The organism is Leuconostoc falkenbergense (genome assembly GCF_045801155.1).
Classification (GTDB): domain Bacteria; phylum Bacillota; class Bacilli; order Lactobacillales; family Lactobacillaceae; genus Leuconostoc; species Leuconostoc falkenbergense.
In genome coordinates, this window is sequence record NZ_CP174386.1 from 1,832,132 (window position 1) to 1,849,056 (window position 16,925).

Genomic DNA, 16,925 nt, shown 5'->3' on the forward strand with positions numbered 1-16,925 from the left:
TGAATAATTACTCTATCTAGCTTACCACATTTACACATTCACTCGCTAAAATATCCTGAGCTAATTAACCGCGCCCAATCAAAGTCTTCAATAAACGATAGATTTTATACTTGATGGGATTAACGGGCATGGTAAAGTTACCAACCAATTGGCGTGCATAGCCATTAAATGCTGTTTTGAATCCTAATACACCATCAGTACCATCAAATTTACCAGCAATCCCATAGAAATTATAACGCTTAATCCCATGTTCAACCGCCCGATTAATCATAAGGTCTTGTATTTGATAAGGTCCATAATAATCCATGTATTCCTCATAGGTACCTGAATAAAGATAGTTCATTTCTTGAGGCTGTTCAATGAACAAAGCACCAGCTACGACGACAACATTTTTACCAGCCGTTTTCTTTTGGTTTGTTGCTTTATCAATCCGCTTAATATGTTGTTGCTTTTGGTCATCAAATTCAGCATATTGACGCTTAAATTTGTCATTATTCGGATATTTTTCTATTTTTTGATTAATTTTTGCTAATTTTTGATCTAATTCAGCAATTTTTTGCGTTTCTTCACTGATATAGTCGTCAAAATTTAACTCAGCAAATAAGAAGGTCGCATCATCTTGATACTCATCATACACTGTTTGGTAAAAATTCAAATTTTTATCTTTATAATGTAATCTATCAGCCGTTTTTTGTGTTAATTCTTTAAAATCAGGTAAATCGTCACGTGATAATTGACGTATTTTAATACCAAATTGCGCATTTTTTTTCAGATAATACTGTGCATTTTTTGTGAAGGAAGCACGTACACTTTTTACATCAGTTAATTCGGAAATATCTTTTAAATATTCCCATTCAGGTGAACCAGCAGTTGTAAATCCATCAACAAAGGGTACATGTGTGAAGCCCAAACTTGTCATTTCCGAAATGAAACTATTGTTTTCTTCACCAAGTAGATTACCGTGGTCATCTGTTAGTTTCAATGTTACATTAGGACGAACTTCAACATAAAGTCCACCATTTTGTCGTGAAAACTTAGCAAATTCAGCCATAAAGAAATGAAATAAACTTTGGTTTTCAAAATCTAATAACGGGCCACGATCTATGGAAAAAATATAACCCAGTTTGACAGTTTCACGCATCACTAGTGCAGCTGCAACAACTTTTTCGTTTTCTTTAACGCCCAGTAACCATATTGTATAGCCTCTTTTTTTCAAAAGATGTGCTTGCTCGATAGATTGCAAAAACGATCCCGCTTCACTTTGTTTTTCAAAATTTGCGTAGTCTGATTCAGATAATTCTGTAAATTGATATGACATTATTTTAACCTCTGCCTTCTACTATACATGAGAACACAAAAAAAGTGGATAATGACTATCCACTTTTAAACATTCATTAATGCGCGTCAATAACAATCCAACCGTTATAGTAACCAACACCTGCTTCAGTGAAGTTAGAGTTGACAATAAATTCAGTATGACCACCATTAACCATACCTGTTTCGTAGTACCAAGCATTAATAACTGTTGCGCCAGCGGCAAAACCATTTGCAACAACTTCAGGTGTGTTTGAAGATTCGTGAGTACCGAACCAGTTTGAAGAAGTAGCAATTGCCTTTGCACGTGCGTTAGCTTGTGCTGTCAAAGCAGCTGATATACGAACAGGCTTCAAGCCAAGCAAGGCACGCTTAGCATTCCATGCATTGATCGTTGCATCAGAAGTTGTAGGTACTGATGTGTTGCTTGTTGTATTTGAACTAGTGTTTGTAGTAGAAGCACTATTTGATGAAGATTGGTTAGTCGTTGATGACGTTGATGTACTAGTTGAAGAAGATGTTGTTGACAACTTCAATGTTTGACCAACATAAATCAAGTTAACATTTGAAATACCATTAGCAGAAGCCAATGTAGCAACCGATGTACCATTAGCTGCAGCAATAGAGTTCAAAGTATCACCAGACTTAACTGTGTATGTACCACTAGTTGTTGATGTTGAAGATGTTGTTGTACTTGATGATGTCGTTGTTGATGTTGAGGCTGATGAGCCACTAGTTTGCAATGTTTGACCTACAAAGATCAAGTTAACATTTGAAATGTTGTTGGCACTTGCCAAGGCAGCAACTGTTGTGCCATTAGCTGCAGCAATTTTATTAAGTGTGTCACCAGCTTTAACAGTGATTGTGTTAGCAGAAACTTGTGCAGCACCTGCAACAGCAAACGCACCAGCGGCTGCAACAACTGACTTTGTAATAGTAGATTTTTTCATATTCTTGAACTCCTGAAAGAGATTTTCATAATTAGTATTTGTTATTTGTTTGGTCTTCTCGACAAGTATTAGTGTATCAAATGGCTATGTCGTGGATATTGGGGATATTTTTCACTTTGTTGTCAATAATTCTGTTTAATCACATTTGTTTCAAAACGAATGTTTTAATTTCATTTATATGTCAAAACAGTTTCTTTTTTGTGTCAAATAACCGAACCAGCAATGCTTGGATACCAATTCTTAGATAGTGTCTGGATTCGAACTTGATTTGTTTGTCGATGTACTGCAATAAAGTGACTGCCGCCAACGTATATGCCTACTTCATAAGGCTTGGTTTGAGTCCCCCAGAAAAGAATGTCACCGGGTGTTGCTTGTAATACCCCTAACAAATGATCCATTTGTTCAATGAGCTTTTCAGGTTCTGCAGACCAGCGAGTGCCATCATTGACTGGCATCTTAGCATGAATAAGTTGTTGTGAAACAAAACGACCGCTATCGCGGTCGTTATATGTTTGGCCAACTTTATTTAAGGCAAGTTGTAAATAATTGTTTTGCATATTAATGTGCGTTGATAACAATCCATCCATTATAATACCCAACACCAGCTTCAGTGAAATTAGGATTAATAATGAAAGCTGTATGACCACCATTAACCATACCTGTTTCATAGTACCAAGCGTTAATAACTGAAGCACCTGCACCAAAACCATTAGCAACGACTTCAGGCGTACCTGAAGAAACATGTGTACCAAACCAGTTTGATGACGTTCCAATTGCTTGTGCACGACTTTGTGCTTGGGCTGTCAATGAAGATGAAATACGAATTGGGTTCAAGCCCATCTTCGCACGCATAGCGTTCCATGCGTTAATCGTTGCATCAGCAGTTGTTGATGATCCTGTGCTTGTAGATGTTGACGTACTTGTCTGAGTAGTTTGCGCAGTTGTTGTTTGTGTAGTAGTTGCTGTTGTTGTAGTTGAACCACCGTTAGCTTTGTACGCATTGTATTCAGCCATCGTCATGTAGCCATCTTTATTAGTATCAGCAGCGGCAATATAAGTGATTGCTTCTGAAGATGCAGATGAACTTGTTGCAGCTGACGTTGTTGTCGTAGCTGCAGATGAAGTGGTTGAGCCACCATTAGCAACATAAGTATTATATTCACTCAAACTCATGAAACCATCGTTGTTAGTATCAGCAGCGGCAATATACTTCAAATTGCTTGTATCAACTGCTGCTTCAGAAGCAGTTGATGTCGCTTCTGAAGCAGCAACAGTTGCAACTGTTGCTGCAGATGAGGCAGCAGATGTTGCTGTCTTTAGAGACAACTCTTGACCAGTTAAGATCAAGTTTTGGTTTGAAACACCATTTAATGATGTCAAAGTTGAAACACTCACGCCTGTCTTTTCGGCGATTTTTGATAGTGTGTCACCACTTTGCACAGTATATGAAGCACCATCAGAAGACAAACCAGATACTGATTGCGTTGATGCACTAACTTCCAGTGAAGCCCCTGTTAAAATGAGGTTTTGATTGTCAATGTTATTATTCTTAGCTAATTCAGCAACTGTTGTATTATTTGCAGCTGCAATTGCTGACAATGTGTCACCGGCTTTGACTTCAACTGTGTTAGCAGACGCGGCCGCATGACCACCGACAACAGCAGCTGCACCAGCAGCTGTTGCTAACAAAGTCTTCTTGATATTATTGCTCATATGTATTAACTCCTGGATAGATTCAATTCAAACATTAAGTTTTTGATGTGTTATTAAGTAATTCTTAAGAACAATATCCAGTATACCCACTGGGTGTAACGCAAACATTGTATCGTTTTCTCAATCAGATAACAATGTTACAGTATCGTTACACAGCACGAAGAACGTTGCTGTTATAAGGTTTTCAAGAGATTATTTTTTTAATTTCTCAGCAAATATTGTCAAAAAAGACGACTAAATCATTTTTGTAATGATTTAAATCGTCTTTTTTGAAATTTAAACTTCTTAAAATTCTTAATATTTTCTTTAGAATTCGAGCAATAAACTACCATACGTAAATCCTGCACCGAAACCTGTTAACAACACACGTTTGCCAGTTAAATCAACTGTTTGATTTAATTCATCAAATCCAATGGCAATCCCAGCTGAAGAGGTGTTACCATTCCGGATGACGTTGGTTGAAAATTTAGCCATTGGTTCATTCAAAGCTTCTGCAATGTATTCAATTAGGCGTAGATTAGCTTGATGTGGAATGTAATAGTCGATATCTTTAGGCAGTAGTTGTTTATCACCTAGAAAATCTTTAATATGTTGCGGAATTAGCGTTGTCACTTCATTAAATACTTCACGGCCTTCTTGTGCAAAAGCATCCGTTTTTGGATAGTTTTCCACAGAAAGTGAGGTCAGTGGTGCTATTCTACCGGAATGTACAACATTTTCATTACCAATAGTGTGCATTTCTTCCTTTGATAAGACGCCATTTCCTTGGGTCGCAGTCATCACAACTGCCCCAGCACCATCACCAAAAAATACTGTACTCGTCCGATCCTTGAAATCCATCATCTTTGAGTTGACTTCAGCAGAAATAACTAAGGCATTTTTGTAGACGCCTGAACGCAAAAATTTATCAGCCGTGCTCACACCAAAAACGAATCCAGAACAAGCTGTTGAAATATCATAAGCCCATGCATTGGTTGCTTTCAAATTGCGTTGTACTAAGGCCGCAGTTGATGGTGCCAACCCATCGGGCGTGAACGTTGTCACAATAATCAGGTCAATATCTTCGACTGTTAAGTTAGTTTGCGCTAGAGCCAGCCGTGCAGCTTGAGTAGCTAAATCACTTGTATTTTCACCTTGCAATGACATGTGACGTGTTTTAATACCAGTGTGTGCTTGAATCCACTCATCATTGGTATCCATGATTTTGGCTAAATCATCATTTGTCACAATGTCACTCGGCACATAATGTGCACTGGCGAGTATTTTACTTCCAGACATGTCTTTTCACCTTCAATTCATCTCATATTATTGTAGCGGATTTTGAGAATTACGCAAATTGTTCGTTTTAATGCCAGAGCATCGTTAGTTGACATGGCATGGTCTCGTGCCAATCAAATTCCTGATATACAGCCATAGCTTGTCGATCAGTGTCATCAAATTCACCGGAAATCAGACTTTTTTCCGGAAAAATGGACTGAAAACTCTGCCACAAAGCAAGCAATATTTTATTATTGTCACCAAATGTCCACCCCATTTCATAATTCTGTCCATCTTCAAAAACCAAAATGGCTGCAGTTATGTGATGATTATCAACACGAACAATACTGTGTTGTTCATCAAAACTTGAATCATCAAATGTCCAACGTCGATAATTAATGTTGGGAGAAGCGGGATTGATTTGATGGACGTTTTCATAGTATTGTTTAAGCTTTTGCAACAATTGTTGTTGTTGATTATCATCCAGCTGTGCAACATTAAAAACATCAGAAACCGTACATTGGTCTTCACTAAAAAGTTGCGCAAAATAGGTTGTACGTACTAGCTTGAAGCCAGCACGTACAAATTTTTGATAACTGGTGTCATCAAAGACACGGGCGATCAAGCCTTTAGAATTTTCTTTTGCTAGTGATTTAACAACATTAATATTGTCCACATTAATGTTCTCAACATCATTAATTAACCAATTATCTGGATGGTAAGCGTTGACTCTATATAATTTTGTAACCATATATACCACCTCATAATGGACGATTTTCAAAGTTTCGCCAAACCCCGTCATGATTTAGCTTGTAAATAATTTGGGCAATTGTTTCAGGTGACGTCGCCCCTTGATCTTCGATGAACCAATAGCGTATCACGCCAAGCATAGCTGACACTTGATAATGGACCACAATTTTCAAATGTTTTTGTGTCACATCAAGTCCAGCACTGGCCAAATTGTCAATAATGGTGCTATATAGCCACGTCAATAATTGGTGTTCAAATGTCATATCACCATTTGATCCCAATAAGTTTGCCAAAAAACGTCGTTGTGTATATAAATAAGTCGTTAATTTACAGACATTTTCCGAAGATATCACGATATTAGCTGTATCATCAAAGACTTTTATGTCTAGTTCTACCTGTTGCAAATCTTGAAAAATTTGTCGTTCTTTTTGTTCAACTAAATCCATTTTATCTTTGAAATGACGGTAAAAAGTGCCACGATTAACACCCGCATATTCAGTAATATCACGAACTGTAATATCTTCTAGTTCTTTATTGACCATTAAATCAAGCAAACTATTTAATAGCATTTTTTTGGTTTGTGTCGTTTTATGTTGATAAGCCATTTTAAAACACTTTCTCATGTTATGTTGCATTTGCGACATATTGCCTATTTTTGACGATTGATAAACACCTAATTCAAGATTACGCTAAGTATATCAAAAAAGAACACAACGTTCAATTTTAGGAGGTTTTACATGTTTAAAAAGTATAAATTCTGGCTATTAGCTGCTATTGGTGGCATCGCTTTATCGTTCATCATGGTTTTGTCACAAATACCAACAGTCCATACAACGGTCAAAAATTTACCACTAGCCATTGTTAATGAAGATCCAACTAATCCCATCAGCGAAAAAATAGTTGATCAACTCAAAAACGTGACTAGTGTTGGTGATAAAAATCCCACGACTCTTAAATGGACAACCGTCAAGTCAACCGCTGCACTCAAACAAGATATGTCCAAACAAAAATTCTACGGCGCTATCATTATTAAACGTCATTTTGGAGAAAATATGGCGACACTAGCAACATCAAAGCCCACCAAGCCAAGTGTCACAACAGTCATCAATCAAGCCAAAAACCCAACTGTTGGTACTGCGGTTACCAACTTGTTCAGTCACATGACAACAACTATCAGTGGCACGATTTCAAAAGACATCATCACACAGTTTGCCTTGCACCAACAACCAATTCCGATTGTAATTGCCAAAACAATTGTCCAACCACTAAACGTCACTAACCAAATTGTTCATCCAACTGAAAATAAAGTTAATGCAACAGCGATTTATTTTCAGCCCCTTTGGCTCAGCAGTGTTATTATCAGCCTAATGCTTTTCTACGCTGCTAAAGATGGTCAACTTCGTGGTCAAAATAAATACCGTCTTGCTACCATGCAACTCATTACTGCTGCTAGTTTAGCGATTTTTATTGGTGTTATGACGCCGTTGTATACAACATGGCTACTCGACTATCACTTCCAAAATTTTTGGACCATTACGCTGTTTGCGACGATTGCTGAATTTTCATTCATCATGATAATTCTAGGAATATTGAGTTGGACGGGCTTTATTGGTTTACCACTTTTCGTTTTATTGATGTTCTTTGCGCTACCAATTCTACAATTAGCCCCAGAAATGCTATCTCACTTTTACCGCAACAGCATTTATCCTTGGCTGCCAATGCGATTCTTAATTGATGGTATGCGCGGCATTATTTACTATCATGATGGTATTTGGCACACACCTACATTTAATTTGTTATGGGTGATGGTGATTGGTATGTTCTTATTAATTGCTAAAGTGTTCTTATCGCAGACTCGAAATATCATCGCAAAATAAAAAAATCCATGATTATCTCGTATAATCATGGATTTTGTTTATTATTTCGCTGAGCGCAAAGACGTCAAACGTTCTTGTGTGGCGGCAAGCTTAGCTTGCCAATCAGCCAATTTTTCTCTTTCAGCAGCAACGACTGCTTCTGGGGCAGCATTAACGAATTTTTCGTTAGATAGTTTGCCTTGAGCACGTTTCACCTCACCAGAGAATTTCTTAGTTTCTCCTTCAAGACGTGCGATTTCATCATCAATATCAATCAATTCAGCAAGTGGCACATATATTTCTGCACCAGTAATCACTTGTGACATTGCCAAATCTGGTGCTTGTACATCAGCGTCAATCGTCAATGACTTGGGATGTGCGAAACGGTTAATATAATCCGCATTATCATTAAATATACGAATCAAATTGTCATCGTTTGTCTTAATCAACAAGTCGATTGCTGTTGACATTGGTGCGTTGGCTTCTGAACGAATATTACGCACCGCAACAATCAAATCTTGCAACGACTTAAACGCTGTTTCTGCTGCGTCGTTAGTCAATTCGTCATGTACAACAGGATATCGCGTGATAGCAAAATCAGCATTCTTTCCCGCCTGATCTGGCATTTCTTGCCAAATCGCTTCTGTTACGAATGGCATAATTGGCTGCAACAAACGCAACGTCTGATCCAAAACATAAGCTAATGTTTGTTGAACAGGTGCTTTGTCACCATCACCGTTCAATGTTTCTTTGGTCATTTCGATGTACCAGTCGGCAAAATCATTCCAAATGAAATTATATAATGAACGACCAGCTTCGCCAAATTCAAATTTATCAAAATTACGTGTCACATCAGCAACTGTTGTGTTCAAGCGTGCCAAAATCCATTGATCGGCTAGTGTTAATTTATCCAAATCAGGCAATTGTGATGGCGTATCTTCTGCCAGATTCATGATAACGTATCGTGAAGCATTCCAAATCTTATTGATAAAGTTCCAAGCTGCATCCATCTTATCGTATGTGAAACGCACATCTTGTCCCGGAGTTGAACCTGTTGCTAAGAACCAACGCAATGCGTCAGCACCGTACTTTTCAATAACGTCCATTGGGTCAACACCATTGCCCAATGACTTTGACATTTTGCGACCTTCACCATCACGAATAAGACCGTGAATTAAGACATTTTTAAATGGTCGCTGACCAGTAAATTCCTTGCCTTGGAACATCATTCGTGCAACCCAGAAGAAGATAATATCATAACCAGTTACTAATGTATTGGTTGGATAATAGCGGGCAAAATCGCCATCCATTTTTTCCGGCCAACCCATTGTTGAAAATGGCCAAAGTGCACTTGAGAACCAAGTATCAAGCACATCAGGATCACGTTCCCAACCATCCCCTTCAGGCGCTTCTGTCCCAACATAAATTTCTTCGTCATCCGTGCCTTTGTTCTTATACCACGCAGGAATTTGGTGTCCCCACCACAATTGACGTGAAATAACCCAATCACGAATATTTTCCATCCAATGCGTGAATGTGTCTTCAAAACGTGCTGGCACAAATTCAACTTTCTCGTCTTCATTTTGCTGCATGTCTAGAATCTGCTTTGCCAATGGTGCCATTTTGACAAACCATTGCGTAGACAAACGCGACTCTACTGGTACACCGGTCCGTTCTGAATGACCAACTGAGTGAACAATTGGGTCAACTTTGAGCATGTAATCACCCGCTTCAAGGTCTGCCACGATTGCTTTGCGCGCTTCAAATCGTTCCATGCCGTTATATTTGCCAGCATGCTCATTCAAATGACCATCTTCAGTCATTGTGTTAATGCGTTCCAAATCATGGCGATTGCCGACTTGGAAGTCATTAGGATCATGAGCTGGTGTGATTTTTACCATACCAGTCCCGAAATCTTTTTCAACATATTCATCAGCGATAATTGGAATTTCACGACCAACGAGTGGTACCATGACTGTTTTTCCAATTAAATCTTTGTAACGTTCATCACTCGGATGTACGGCCACAGCAACATCACCAAACATTGTTTCTGGACGAGTCGTTGCAATTTCAATGTAATTCTTACCATTAAAAGTCGTACCATCGGTGAATGGATACTTAACATGGTAGAAAGCACCCTCATCGTCTTGATAAATTACTTCAATATCAGACAACGCAGTACGCGCTTGTGGATCCCAGTTAATAATGTATTCACCACGATAAATCAATCCCTTATTGTACAAATCGATAAAGACTTTGTTAACTGCTTTGTTCAAACCTTCATCTAATGTGAAACGTTCACGATCAAAGTCCAATGAAAGTCCCATTTTACCCCATTGTTGTTTGATAGTGGTGGCGTATTCATTTTTCCAATCCCAAACTTGTGCCACGAACTTCTCACGACCCAAATCATAACGAGAAATACCTTCACCGCGCAACCGTTGCTCAACCTTGGCTTGCGTTGCAATGCCTGCGTGATCCATACCGGGCAACCACAAAGTGTCAAATCCTTGCATGCGCTTTTGACGAATAATCATATCTTGCAGCGTCGTATCCCAAGCATGTCCTAAATGCAACTTACCTGTGACATTGGGTGGTGGAATGACAATTGAATAAGGTTCTGGTTCATTCCCCTGAATTTCTTGATTCGATTCTGGTGCAAAAAGCTTTTTGCTTTGCCAGTTATCGTACCGACCTGCTTCAACAGCAGTGGGATTATATTTTGTTGACATATCAATATCGCGCATTGTTATTTCTCCTTTGTATATTCAGTAAATTAGCTACTTTGTCAACTCATTTTAAAGCGTTACCACAAAAAAAACGCCAACATCCTAATATAGGACGCTGACGCGTGGTACCACCTAAATTGTCGTTACGAAACGACCACTTAATTTATTTTAATGTGATGAGTTAATCCTTAGCAACCTTGGGCATTAACGTGGTTGATTTACACCAAACATCAACTCTCTAAACACGCGCTTGCTTATTCCTCTAAGATAATTTTAATATTACCTTAAAATAATGCTATCGTCAAGTCACATTTAGTAAGCCTAATGCAAATTATTTTTGAGATTGTTGACCCGAAAAAATGACGATAGCATTATTAGCAGCAGTAATCGCCAATTTGATAGCTAATACTTTAGCAAAAAATCCATATTTATCTGTACTACAATCCTTAATAGTCACCCGAAATGCTATACTAATTGTAATATTATCCATCAACTTCAAAGGAAGTCAATTTGATGCCTGCCATTTTAAAAAGAATTATTACTGATAAAACATTTTTAATCACCTTAATCCTTGCAATCTTCTCAATGACGTTTGGTGTTGTCAAACTATCAGACATTGATACTAATACCATTACGTCACTAGCAGCATTAATCCTACTTATTACAATTTATCAAGCGCTCAATATACTCAAATTCGTCGCAAATTACATTATTGCAAAATGTAGCACGATCCGCTCTGTCATTTTAGTGCTTTTACTTTGCTCTTTTTTCGGCTCGATGTTTTTTACAAACGACGTTGCGATTTTGACCCTTGTGCCAATTGTTTTTAATATTACTCAAAAAATTAATGTACCAAAAATATTAACAATCAGTTTATTAACCATTTATGCTAATCTTGGCAGCGCTTTAACACCTTTTGGGAACCCACAAAACATTTATTTGGTGTCTCATTACCATCTCGGAATTGGTCAATTTATGATGATGTCGTTACCTTTTGGTTTGGTGGCGTTATTATCCATGTTTGTTGTTTTATTAGTCATCAAAAATCAACCCATTGATGATGTCACTTTACCATCAATTGAAATTAACCAACATAAAACTTGGCTATTGTTAGGCGCCACGTTAATCGTTCTTTTAGGGATTTTGTCAGTCATACCTGTTTATATGGCACTAATCGTTAGTGTTGTGGCGGCGGTTTTTTTGCAAAAGTCAGTTTTCAAACATGCTGATTACGGGATTATTTTAACTTTTGTAAATTTTTTCATTATTGTCGGCGCAATCAGTCGTATCAAATACGTGCAGACTTTGTTGTATCAACATACCACATCAAGCTTAGAAACGTTTTTCTCCGGTATGATAACTAGCCAATTCATCAGTAATGTGCCCGCTGCTATTCTAATCTCAAAATTCACCCAACATAGTTATGGCCTATATTTAGGTGTCACTGTCGGTGGATTAGGTACGCTCATTGCCTCACTGGCTAACCTTCTAGCTCTGCGCCAATATGCTGCTTTGTCACATCATCACAGTACGTTTGGTTTCTTCAAAACTTTCTCGCTTTTAAACATTGGTTTGCTATTGTTTTTCATAATTGTGGGCTTTATTTTGTTATCAGTTTAGGCGGTGAAAAACAGCGCTTCGATTATTCAGAAGCCAACACAAAGCTCTGTCATTATGGCTTAATGTAGCCGTAGCCTTCATTTTGCTTGATTGCCAATTCCACAACGCCTGAAGGAACAATCACGATATTATCTTGTAATTCGGTAGATGAAATATGCCTTTGATCAAGTGAATTTTTGCATACCGAAATAACAACAGAAGAACTAATCAAAGTGTTCAACTGCAAGTCAGATTGCTTAACAGCTTGTTCAACTGCACCACCATTGACCAAAAGTTCGATCGTACCCACAATTTCATTATCTTCGTACCATTCAACTAAATGTTTCAAATTTGAAAGGACAGTTTGCCACTTTTCTGATTCATCAATATGTACAATAACATTCATTGTATTTCACCTCGCTCATATATGTTTAAATATGTCCTTATTATAGTACAACAATTAAACACCAGCGCGATGGTCTTATAGTTCCTTAATATTTTTAAACAATGGTTTCATGATGAGAGGCGCCACAATTGTCGTAATCATCACTGTCACAATCATTTCACTTGAGAGATTTTGACTGACAATACCAGAGCTAATGCCAATCTGTATAATGACTAGTGCCATTTCTCCTCGTGATACCATTCCTGCACCAATGGCAGTGGCCACAGAAGACGATAACCCTGATAGTTTTGCACCCAAAAAAGAGCCAATCAATTTGGTCAAAATAGATAAAATGCTAAAAATAATTATCGCTACAATCTTGTCAGATGTGCTGGGCAAAGTTAGCGTAAGGCCAATCGAGCCGAAGAAAATAGGATAGAAAAACCATTTTCCTGCCATTGCAGTGCCTTTTCCCAAATAGTCAGCTAGGGTATATTTTTTAATGAGTATCCCCACGGTAAAAGCCACTAGTGGCACCAAGCCGCCCAATCCCAGTTGACCACCCAAGACAACAGAGAATACTGTCATGGCAATTAAAGCAATCACATCATCAAGAATCGCTGCTGACAAAATAATAGCGCCTAGGGACGTGGCTAATTTTCTTTGTTCAGCCAAAACAGCTAATGTGATTGAAATTGATGTTGCTGCAAAAACAACACCAGCAAACAAAGCCACTCGTAAATCATACCCTAACAAAATAAATGCCAGCGGCATCACTAGCACAGGTACCACAACACCAAATACGGCAATAGCAGAGGATGCTTTAATATGTTGCTTCATGACTTTCAAATCTGATGATAAGCCAGAATGAAACATTAGCATTGCAATACCTATTTCTGCCAAGAGGTGAATGAGTGCCGTTGACTGCACCCAATTTAACACACTGGTTCCCAAAATAACACCAGCTAATAGCTGACCAACAACTTCCGAAAATCCTAATTTAACAACTAATTTTCCTAATAAAATAGTAATAATAATCAGTACGATAATCAATAAAAATGACACGTGTTTCTCCTTTTTGCAATCAAAAAAACTTCAAAAATGGTTAGTTCCCCGACTAACCAATCTTGAAGTTTTCACCCAACCGATTGCGATTTATTTTCTCCATCATAACACGGTCAATCCATATTTAGCAACCAAACCTTGGCTAATACATTGTGATCTTTTTCCTGTTTAGTAGCCATGATATCACCACTAAGATAACAACAATGGCTAAAGCCAAAGTCGCTATCTCAAATAGGAAAGTATATGATTGCTTTTCTATAATAATACCGCCAATTAATGGCCCAATTGCACGACCCGCCGACGACCATGAGTTAACTAACCCTTGATAAAGGCCTTTAGTGCCTAATGGTGCCAAGTTATTAACTAAAGCCGGAATCGTTGGAATAGCAGTTGCTTCACCGATAGTTAACAAAATCATTGCGACAACAAAATAACCGTAATCATGGGCAAAAACAAGCGTCACAAATGATATTGTCACAAAAATCAACCCAAATATAATTTGTACAATATAGTTTTCGTAGTAGCGTGACAACCAAATAATAATCAGCTGCATGACCATAATCAAGAAAGCATTTAGTGTCCACAATAACGAATATCGACTAAGCGGAATGCCTAAATCTGTCATGTATACTGAAAGATTAGAATCCCATTGCTGATACATTGTCCAGATGATCATCAGTGAAATAAAAAGCGTAAATAAAACAATCAAATTTGGCTTTGGCACGACAGCTTTGCCTTTATTTTTTTCGTCAGAATTTAATGGTTTCGTAGCGTTTGCACCAGACGAAGAATATTTTGTCCAAGCAATCAATAAAAATATCAAATAGAGGAAAATAGCAATCATAAATAGATAAGTTATGCCAGCATCATAAACAAAACCAACCAAAGATGTCCCTATCACAACACCCATGTTCTGAACAAAATAAAGTATTGTAAAGACACGCCGACTATCTTTGCTATCAACATTAGTTCCCATTGCATAAACCAGTGTCGAATTCCAGCCAGCACTTAACCCGTTCAAAAATAATAAAATACCAAAGGCTGGCCACCCATGAAAAAAAACTAGCAAAATAAAGCTCAAAAGCGCGCCAAGAATACCATAACGTATCAGTCGCGCCGGATTAAAACGGTCAAACAATGCACCACCAACATAACTCCCAATCACACTGGCCAATGAATTGAAAAATAAAACAATCCCAATCATTGTTAATGATATTCCCAAATCGTTATGCAAATACACACTGGTTAATGGCCAAATAAAGCTCATACCGACACTACTCAAAAAAGCACCTGCTGCCAGCCAAATTAATCCAATTTTTTTCATGTCACCCTCCTATTTTTGACAACGATAAATGATAAAAAATGCCAATAAAAAACGGCTTAGACGCCGATTTTTGCGAAATACTCTGTGATTATCGTTTAATTTAAGTACGATTGGCTCATTGTTGCTTTACCAATCATCTTATCTCTCATTATTTCATATTGTTTGTCATAGCTGTGACCACTTTACTAATTTTTAAATAATCATTACGTTTGGTATGATATTATGAAGATATCAGATTAAATAAGTTGGCGGTAAAACAACTAAAATATTTGTTTTTGAAAGGATTTATTGTGACAGAAAAAATAATTGTCGAATATTTTGAGATGTGGGTTAAACGCGATTTTACACAACTACAACGCATTTTTTCGAGTAACATCACTTATCACGAATGCACTGGTGCTATGTATATTGGCATGATTGAATTAAAAGCATGGATCACAGCATCATTACAAAAACAAACTGTTTTAATGTGGCAAATAAAAAACATTCAGCAAATAGACACCCAAACATTTTTCGTCGAGTGGTTTTTCAAAGCTCGAGAAACCCAGACCTACTGCTTTGATGGCGTATCAAAAATTCAATTTGATAATCATAAAATCATTGCCATTGATGAATACGCAGCAAAACACAATATCTATCGACCATATCAAAAAAATTAAGCCAACATATTAAAAAAATAACCAGCACTCAATGTCGATTATTAATTATGCCAAAAATTACGTGCAATGAACCACGTTAAAAGCATTCGGGAGAGAAATTATGGATGAAAATGGTATCAATGTACCAGCAGAAGTTAAAGGTTGGAATTGGGGCGCCTTTATGTACAACATTTTTTGGGGTATTGGTAATAAAACATACTTACCACTCCTCTGCCTGATTCCAGTTTTCAACTTTGTGTGGATTTTTGTCTGCGGTTTTAAAGGCAATGAATGGGCATGGCAAAAAGGCGATTATAAGGATGTCGAGACATTCAAAGCTGTACAGGCAACTTGGAACCGTGCTGGAATCGTTCAATTTATCATTGCCATCGCAATCATGGTATTGTACTTTATGTTCTTCGCAGCTATTATTTCTTCGGTAGTAAATAGCAATAATTACTGAAAATCATGCACTCGTTGAGTGCGTACATACTTAACAAGACAAATAACACCCCTTTCAACATACGGCAATATCATCTGACCGGACTTAGAAAAGCTTTGCAATCTTATTTTTATCTAACACTGATTGGCTGCAATCGATAAAGTACGGCATTTGCCAATCCTGTGTCTTTTTAGCAGTTTGATTTAAGTTAGATTCCCAAATAGGGTAAACTCTAAAAGCCATTTTACCAACGACATCATCATGGCTTAAAATACTTTTTCTAACTAATATACTTTTGGGAAACACAAACTGACCGCTTTTCTCACCATCTGTAATATTGACAATCAATCGCTCTGGACTATTTTCGACCGTAAACGGTTGATTTTTATTTTGACAATTTTTTTCCCAACATACAACAAAGTAACCTTGCTTAGTAGGAGTTTTTTTGCAAGCCGAGTACGAACAAAATGGTCACCAAGTTGTAGTGTCATCCCTTCGTACTCACTATTTTGCACTTCCAGTGTTACACCTGATACAGACATGCCTAAAACATTCGTTTCGACGCGATTTATTATTTTAAGAGACTTCATAATACATTCTCCTCCCGTTATGCATTAACTACTGATAAATTGATTTTCCTTTGCGTTACATGTACTTTCATAAATCTCTCCTAATTCGTTATTCATCACCACTTGATTGTCTTTTATAAATAATAAAATAATTCAATAATGATGCAGCGATAACAATGCTCGCTAAAACGTTGAACCATAAAGCATTTATAATCCAAGACAATAGCATACTACTCAGTAAACTAATATTCATCACATATTCTGCTGTTTTTAGTGTCATGATTGGCCCCTCTGTTCAAAAACTATTCTTATTGTGATGATACATGATTAATGG

At 37.4% G+C, this 16,925-nt stretch carries 18 protein-coding genes and 1 pseudogene; 4 read left to right on the forward strand and 15 right to left on the reverse strand.

Going from position 1 to position 16,925, the window contains the following annotated elements; translation table 11 throughout:
• Positions 1–64 precede the first annotated feature (64 nt).
• The 7 genes from ACI3ES_RS09190 to ACI3ES_RS09220 form a co-directional block, all read right to left on the reverse strand.
• Positions 65–1,318, reverse strand: coding sequence for an aminoacyltransferase (locus ACI3ES_RS09190; RefSeq protein ID WP_114667367.1), 1,254 nt, complete (start codon positions 1,316–1,318; stop codon positions 65–67).
• A gap of 76 nt (positions 1,319–1,394) precedes the next feature.
• A complete protein-coding gene (locus tag ACI3ES_RS09195; RefSeq protein ID WP_114667366.1) occupies positions 1,395–2,264 on the reverse strand; it encodes a LysM peptidoglycan-binding domain-containing protein in 870 nt (289 codons plus the stop codon).
• Between the two features lie 203 nt (positions 2,265–2,467).
• The gene (locus ACI3ES_RS09200; protein ID WP_114667365.1) at positions 2,468–2,851 is read right to left on the reverse strand and encodes an NlpC/P60 family protein; all 384 of its coding nucleotides are present in this window, start codon (positions 2,849–2,851) and stop codon (positions 2,468–2,470) included.
• A complete protein-coding gene (locus ACI3ES_RS09205) occupies positions 2,823–3,977 on the reverse strand; it encodes a CAP domain-containing protein (protein WP_114667364.1) in 1,155 nt (384 codons plus the stop codon). Before ACI3ES_RS09205 ends, ACI3ES_RS09200 begins: the two co-directional genes overlap by 29 nt.
• Before the next feature lie 306 nt (positions 3,978–4,283).
• A complete protein-coding gene (locus ACI3ES_RS09210) occupies positions 4,284–5,255 on the reverse strand; it encodes a beta-ketoacyl-ACP synthase III (RefSeq protein WP_004915650.1) in 972 nt (323 codons plus the stop codon).
• A 67-nt stretch (positions 5,256–5,322) separates the two neighbouring features.
• A complete protein-coding gene (locus tag ACI3ES_RS09215; RefSeq protein ID WP_114667363.1) occupies positions 5,323–5,985 on the reverse strand; it encodes a hypothetical protein in 663 nt (220 codons plus the stop codon).
• A gap of 10 nt (positions 5,986–5,995) precedes the next feature.
• Positions 5,996–6,589, reverse strand: a complete 594-nt coding sequence (locus ACI3ES_RS09220) for a TetR/AcrR family transcriptional regulator (RefSeq protein WP_004915647.1) — start codon at positions 6,587–6,589, stop codon at positions 5,996–5,998.
• Between the two features lie 132 nt (positions 6,590–6,721).
• Here ACI3ES_RS09220 and ACI3ES_RS09225 point away from each other — a divergent pair, with 132 nt between their 5' ends.
• The gene (locus ACI3ES_RS09225; protein WP_114667362.1) at positions 6,722–7,861 is read left to right on the forward strand and encodes a YhgE/Pip domain-containing protein; all 1,140 of its coding nucleotides are present in this window, start codon (positions 6,722–6,724) and stop codon (positions 7,859–7,861) included.
• 41 nt (positions 7,862–7,902) lie between these two features.
• Here ACI3ES_RS09225 and ACI3ES_RS09230 read toward each other — a convergent pair whose 3' ends face one another.
• A complete protein-coding gene (locus ACI3ES_RS09230; protein ID WP_114667361.1) occupies positions 7,903–10,587 on the reverse strand; it encodes a valine--tRNA ligase in 2,685 nt (894 codons plus the stop codon).
• Between the two features lie 313 nt (positions 10,588–10,900).
• Entirely contained in the window at positions 10,901–11,059 is a 159-nt protein-coding gene (locus ACI3ES_RS09235) for a hypothetical protein (protein WP_185912935.1), read from the reverse strand.
• A 23-nt stretch (positions 11,060–11,082) separates the two neighbouring features.
• Between ACI3ES_RS09235 and ACI3ES_RS09240 the strand changes: the two genes are divergently transcribed.
• Positions 11,083–12,189 carry an SLC13 family permease gene (locus tag ACI3ES_RS09240; protein ID WP_114667360.1) on the forward strand — a complete coding sequence of 369 codons (1,107 nt, stop codon included), beginning with the start codon at positions 11,083–11,085 and terminating at the stop codon, positions 12,187–12,189.
• A gap of 52 nt (positions 12,190–12,241) precedes the next feature.
• On the opposite strand, the gene ACI3ES_RS09245 is transcribed toward ACI3ES_RS09240, so the two are convergent.
• The 3 genes from ACI3ES_RS09245 to ACI3ES_RS09255 all read right to left on the reverse strand — a co-directional run bounded on the left by ACI3ES_RS09245 (position 12,242) and on the right by ACI3ES_RS09255 (position 14,942).
• The gene (locus ACI3ES_RS09245) at positions 12,242–12,574 is read right to left on the reverse strand and encodes a DsrE family protein (RefSeq protein WP_114667359.1); all 333 of its coding nucleotides are present in this window, start codon (positions 12,572–12,574) and stop codon (positions 12,242–12,244) included.
• 75 nt (positions 12,575–12,649) lie between these two features.
• Positions 12,650–13,618 (reverse strand): cation:proton antiporter, encoded by a 969-nt coding sequence (locus ACI3ES_RS09250; protein ID WP_114667358.1) that lies wholly within the window; start codon positions 13,616–13,618, stop codon positions 12,650–12,652.
• Positions 13,619–13,760: 142 nt separating this feature from the next.
• Positions 13,761–14,942 (reverse strand): MFS transporter, encoded by a 1,182-nt coding sequence (locus ACI3ES_RS09255; RefSeq protein WP_114667357.1) that lies wholly within the window; start codon positions 14,940–14,942, stop codon positions 13,761–13,763.
• A gap of 290 nt (positions 14,943–15,232) precedes the next feature.
• Between ACI3ES_RS09255 and ACI3ES_RS09260 the strand changes: the two genes are divergently transcribed.
• Complete coding sequence (locus ACI3ES_RS09260; RefSeq protein WP_242029673.1) at positions 15,233–15,601, forward strand: nuclear transport factor 2 family protein; 369 nt, start codon at positions 15,233–15,235, stop codon at positions 15,599–15,601.
• A gap of 100 nt (positions 15,602–15,701) precedes the next feature.
• Complete coding sequence (locus ACI3ES_RS09265) at positions 15,702–16,043, forward strand: ribonuclease G (RefSeq protein WP_114667355.1); 342 nt, start codon at positions 15,702–15,704, stop codon at positions 16,041–16,043.
• Between the two features lie 84 nt (positions 16,044–16,127).
• Here ACI3ES_RS09265 and ACI3ES_RS09270 read toward each other — a convergent pair.
• From ACI3ES_RS09270 to ACI3ES_RS09280, 3 genes and pseudogenes are all read right to left on the reverse strand, one after another.
• Positions 16,128–16,415: pseudogene (locus tag ACI3ES_RS09270) on the reverse strand (MepB family protein); the annotation flags it as partial.
• The gene (locus ACI3ES_RS09275; protein ID WP_242029675.1) at positions 16,367–16,612 is read right to left on the reverse strand and encodes a hypothetical protein; all 246 of its coding nucleotides are present in this window, start codon (positions 16,610–16,612) and stop codon (positions 16,367–16,369) included. The gene ACI3ES_RS09275 and the pseudogene ACI3ES_RS09270, both read right to left, overlap by 49 nt.
• A gap of 88 nt (positions 16,613–16,700) precedes the next feature.
• On the reverse strand, positions 16,701–16,871 hold the full coding sequence (locus ACI3ES_RS09280) for a hypothetical protein (RefSeq protein WP_181809861.1): 171 nt from the start codon (positions 16,869–16,871) through the stop codon (positions 16,701–16,703).
• Positions 16,872–16,925: the final 54 nt, after the last annotated feature.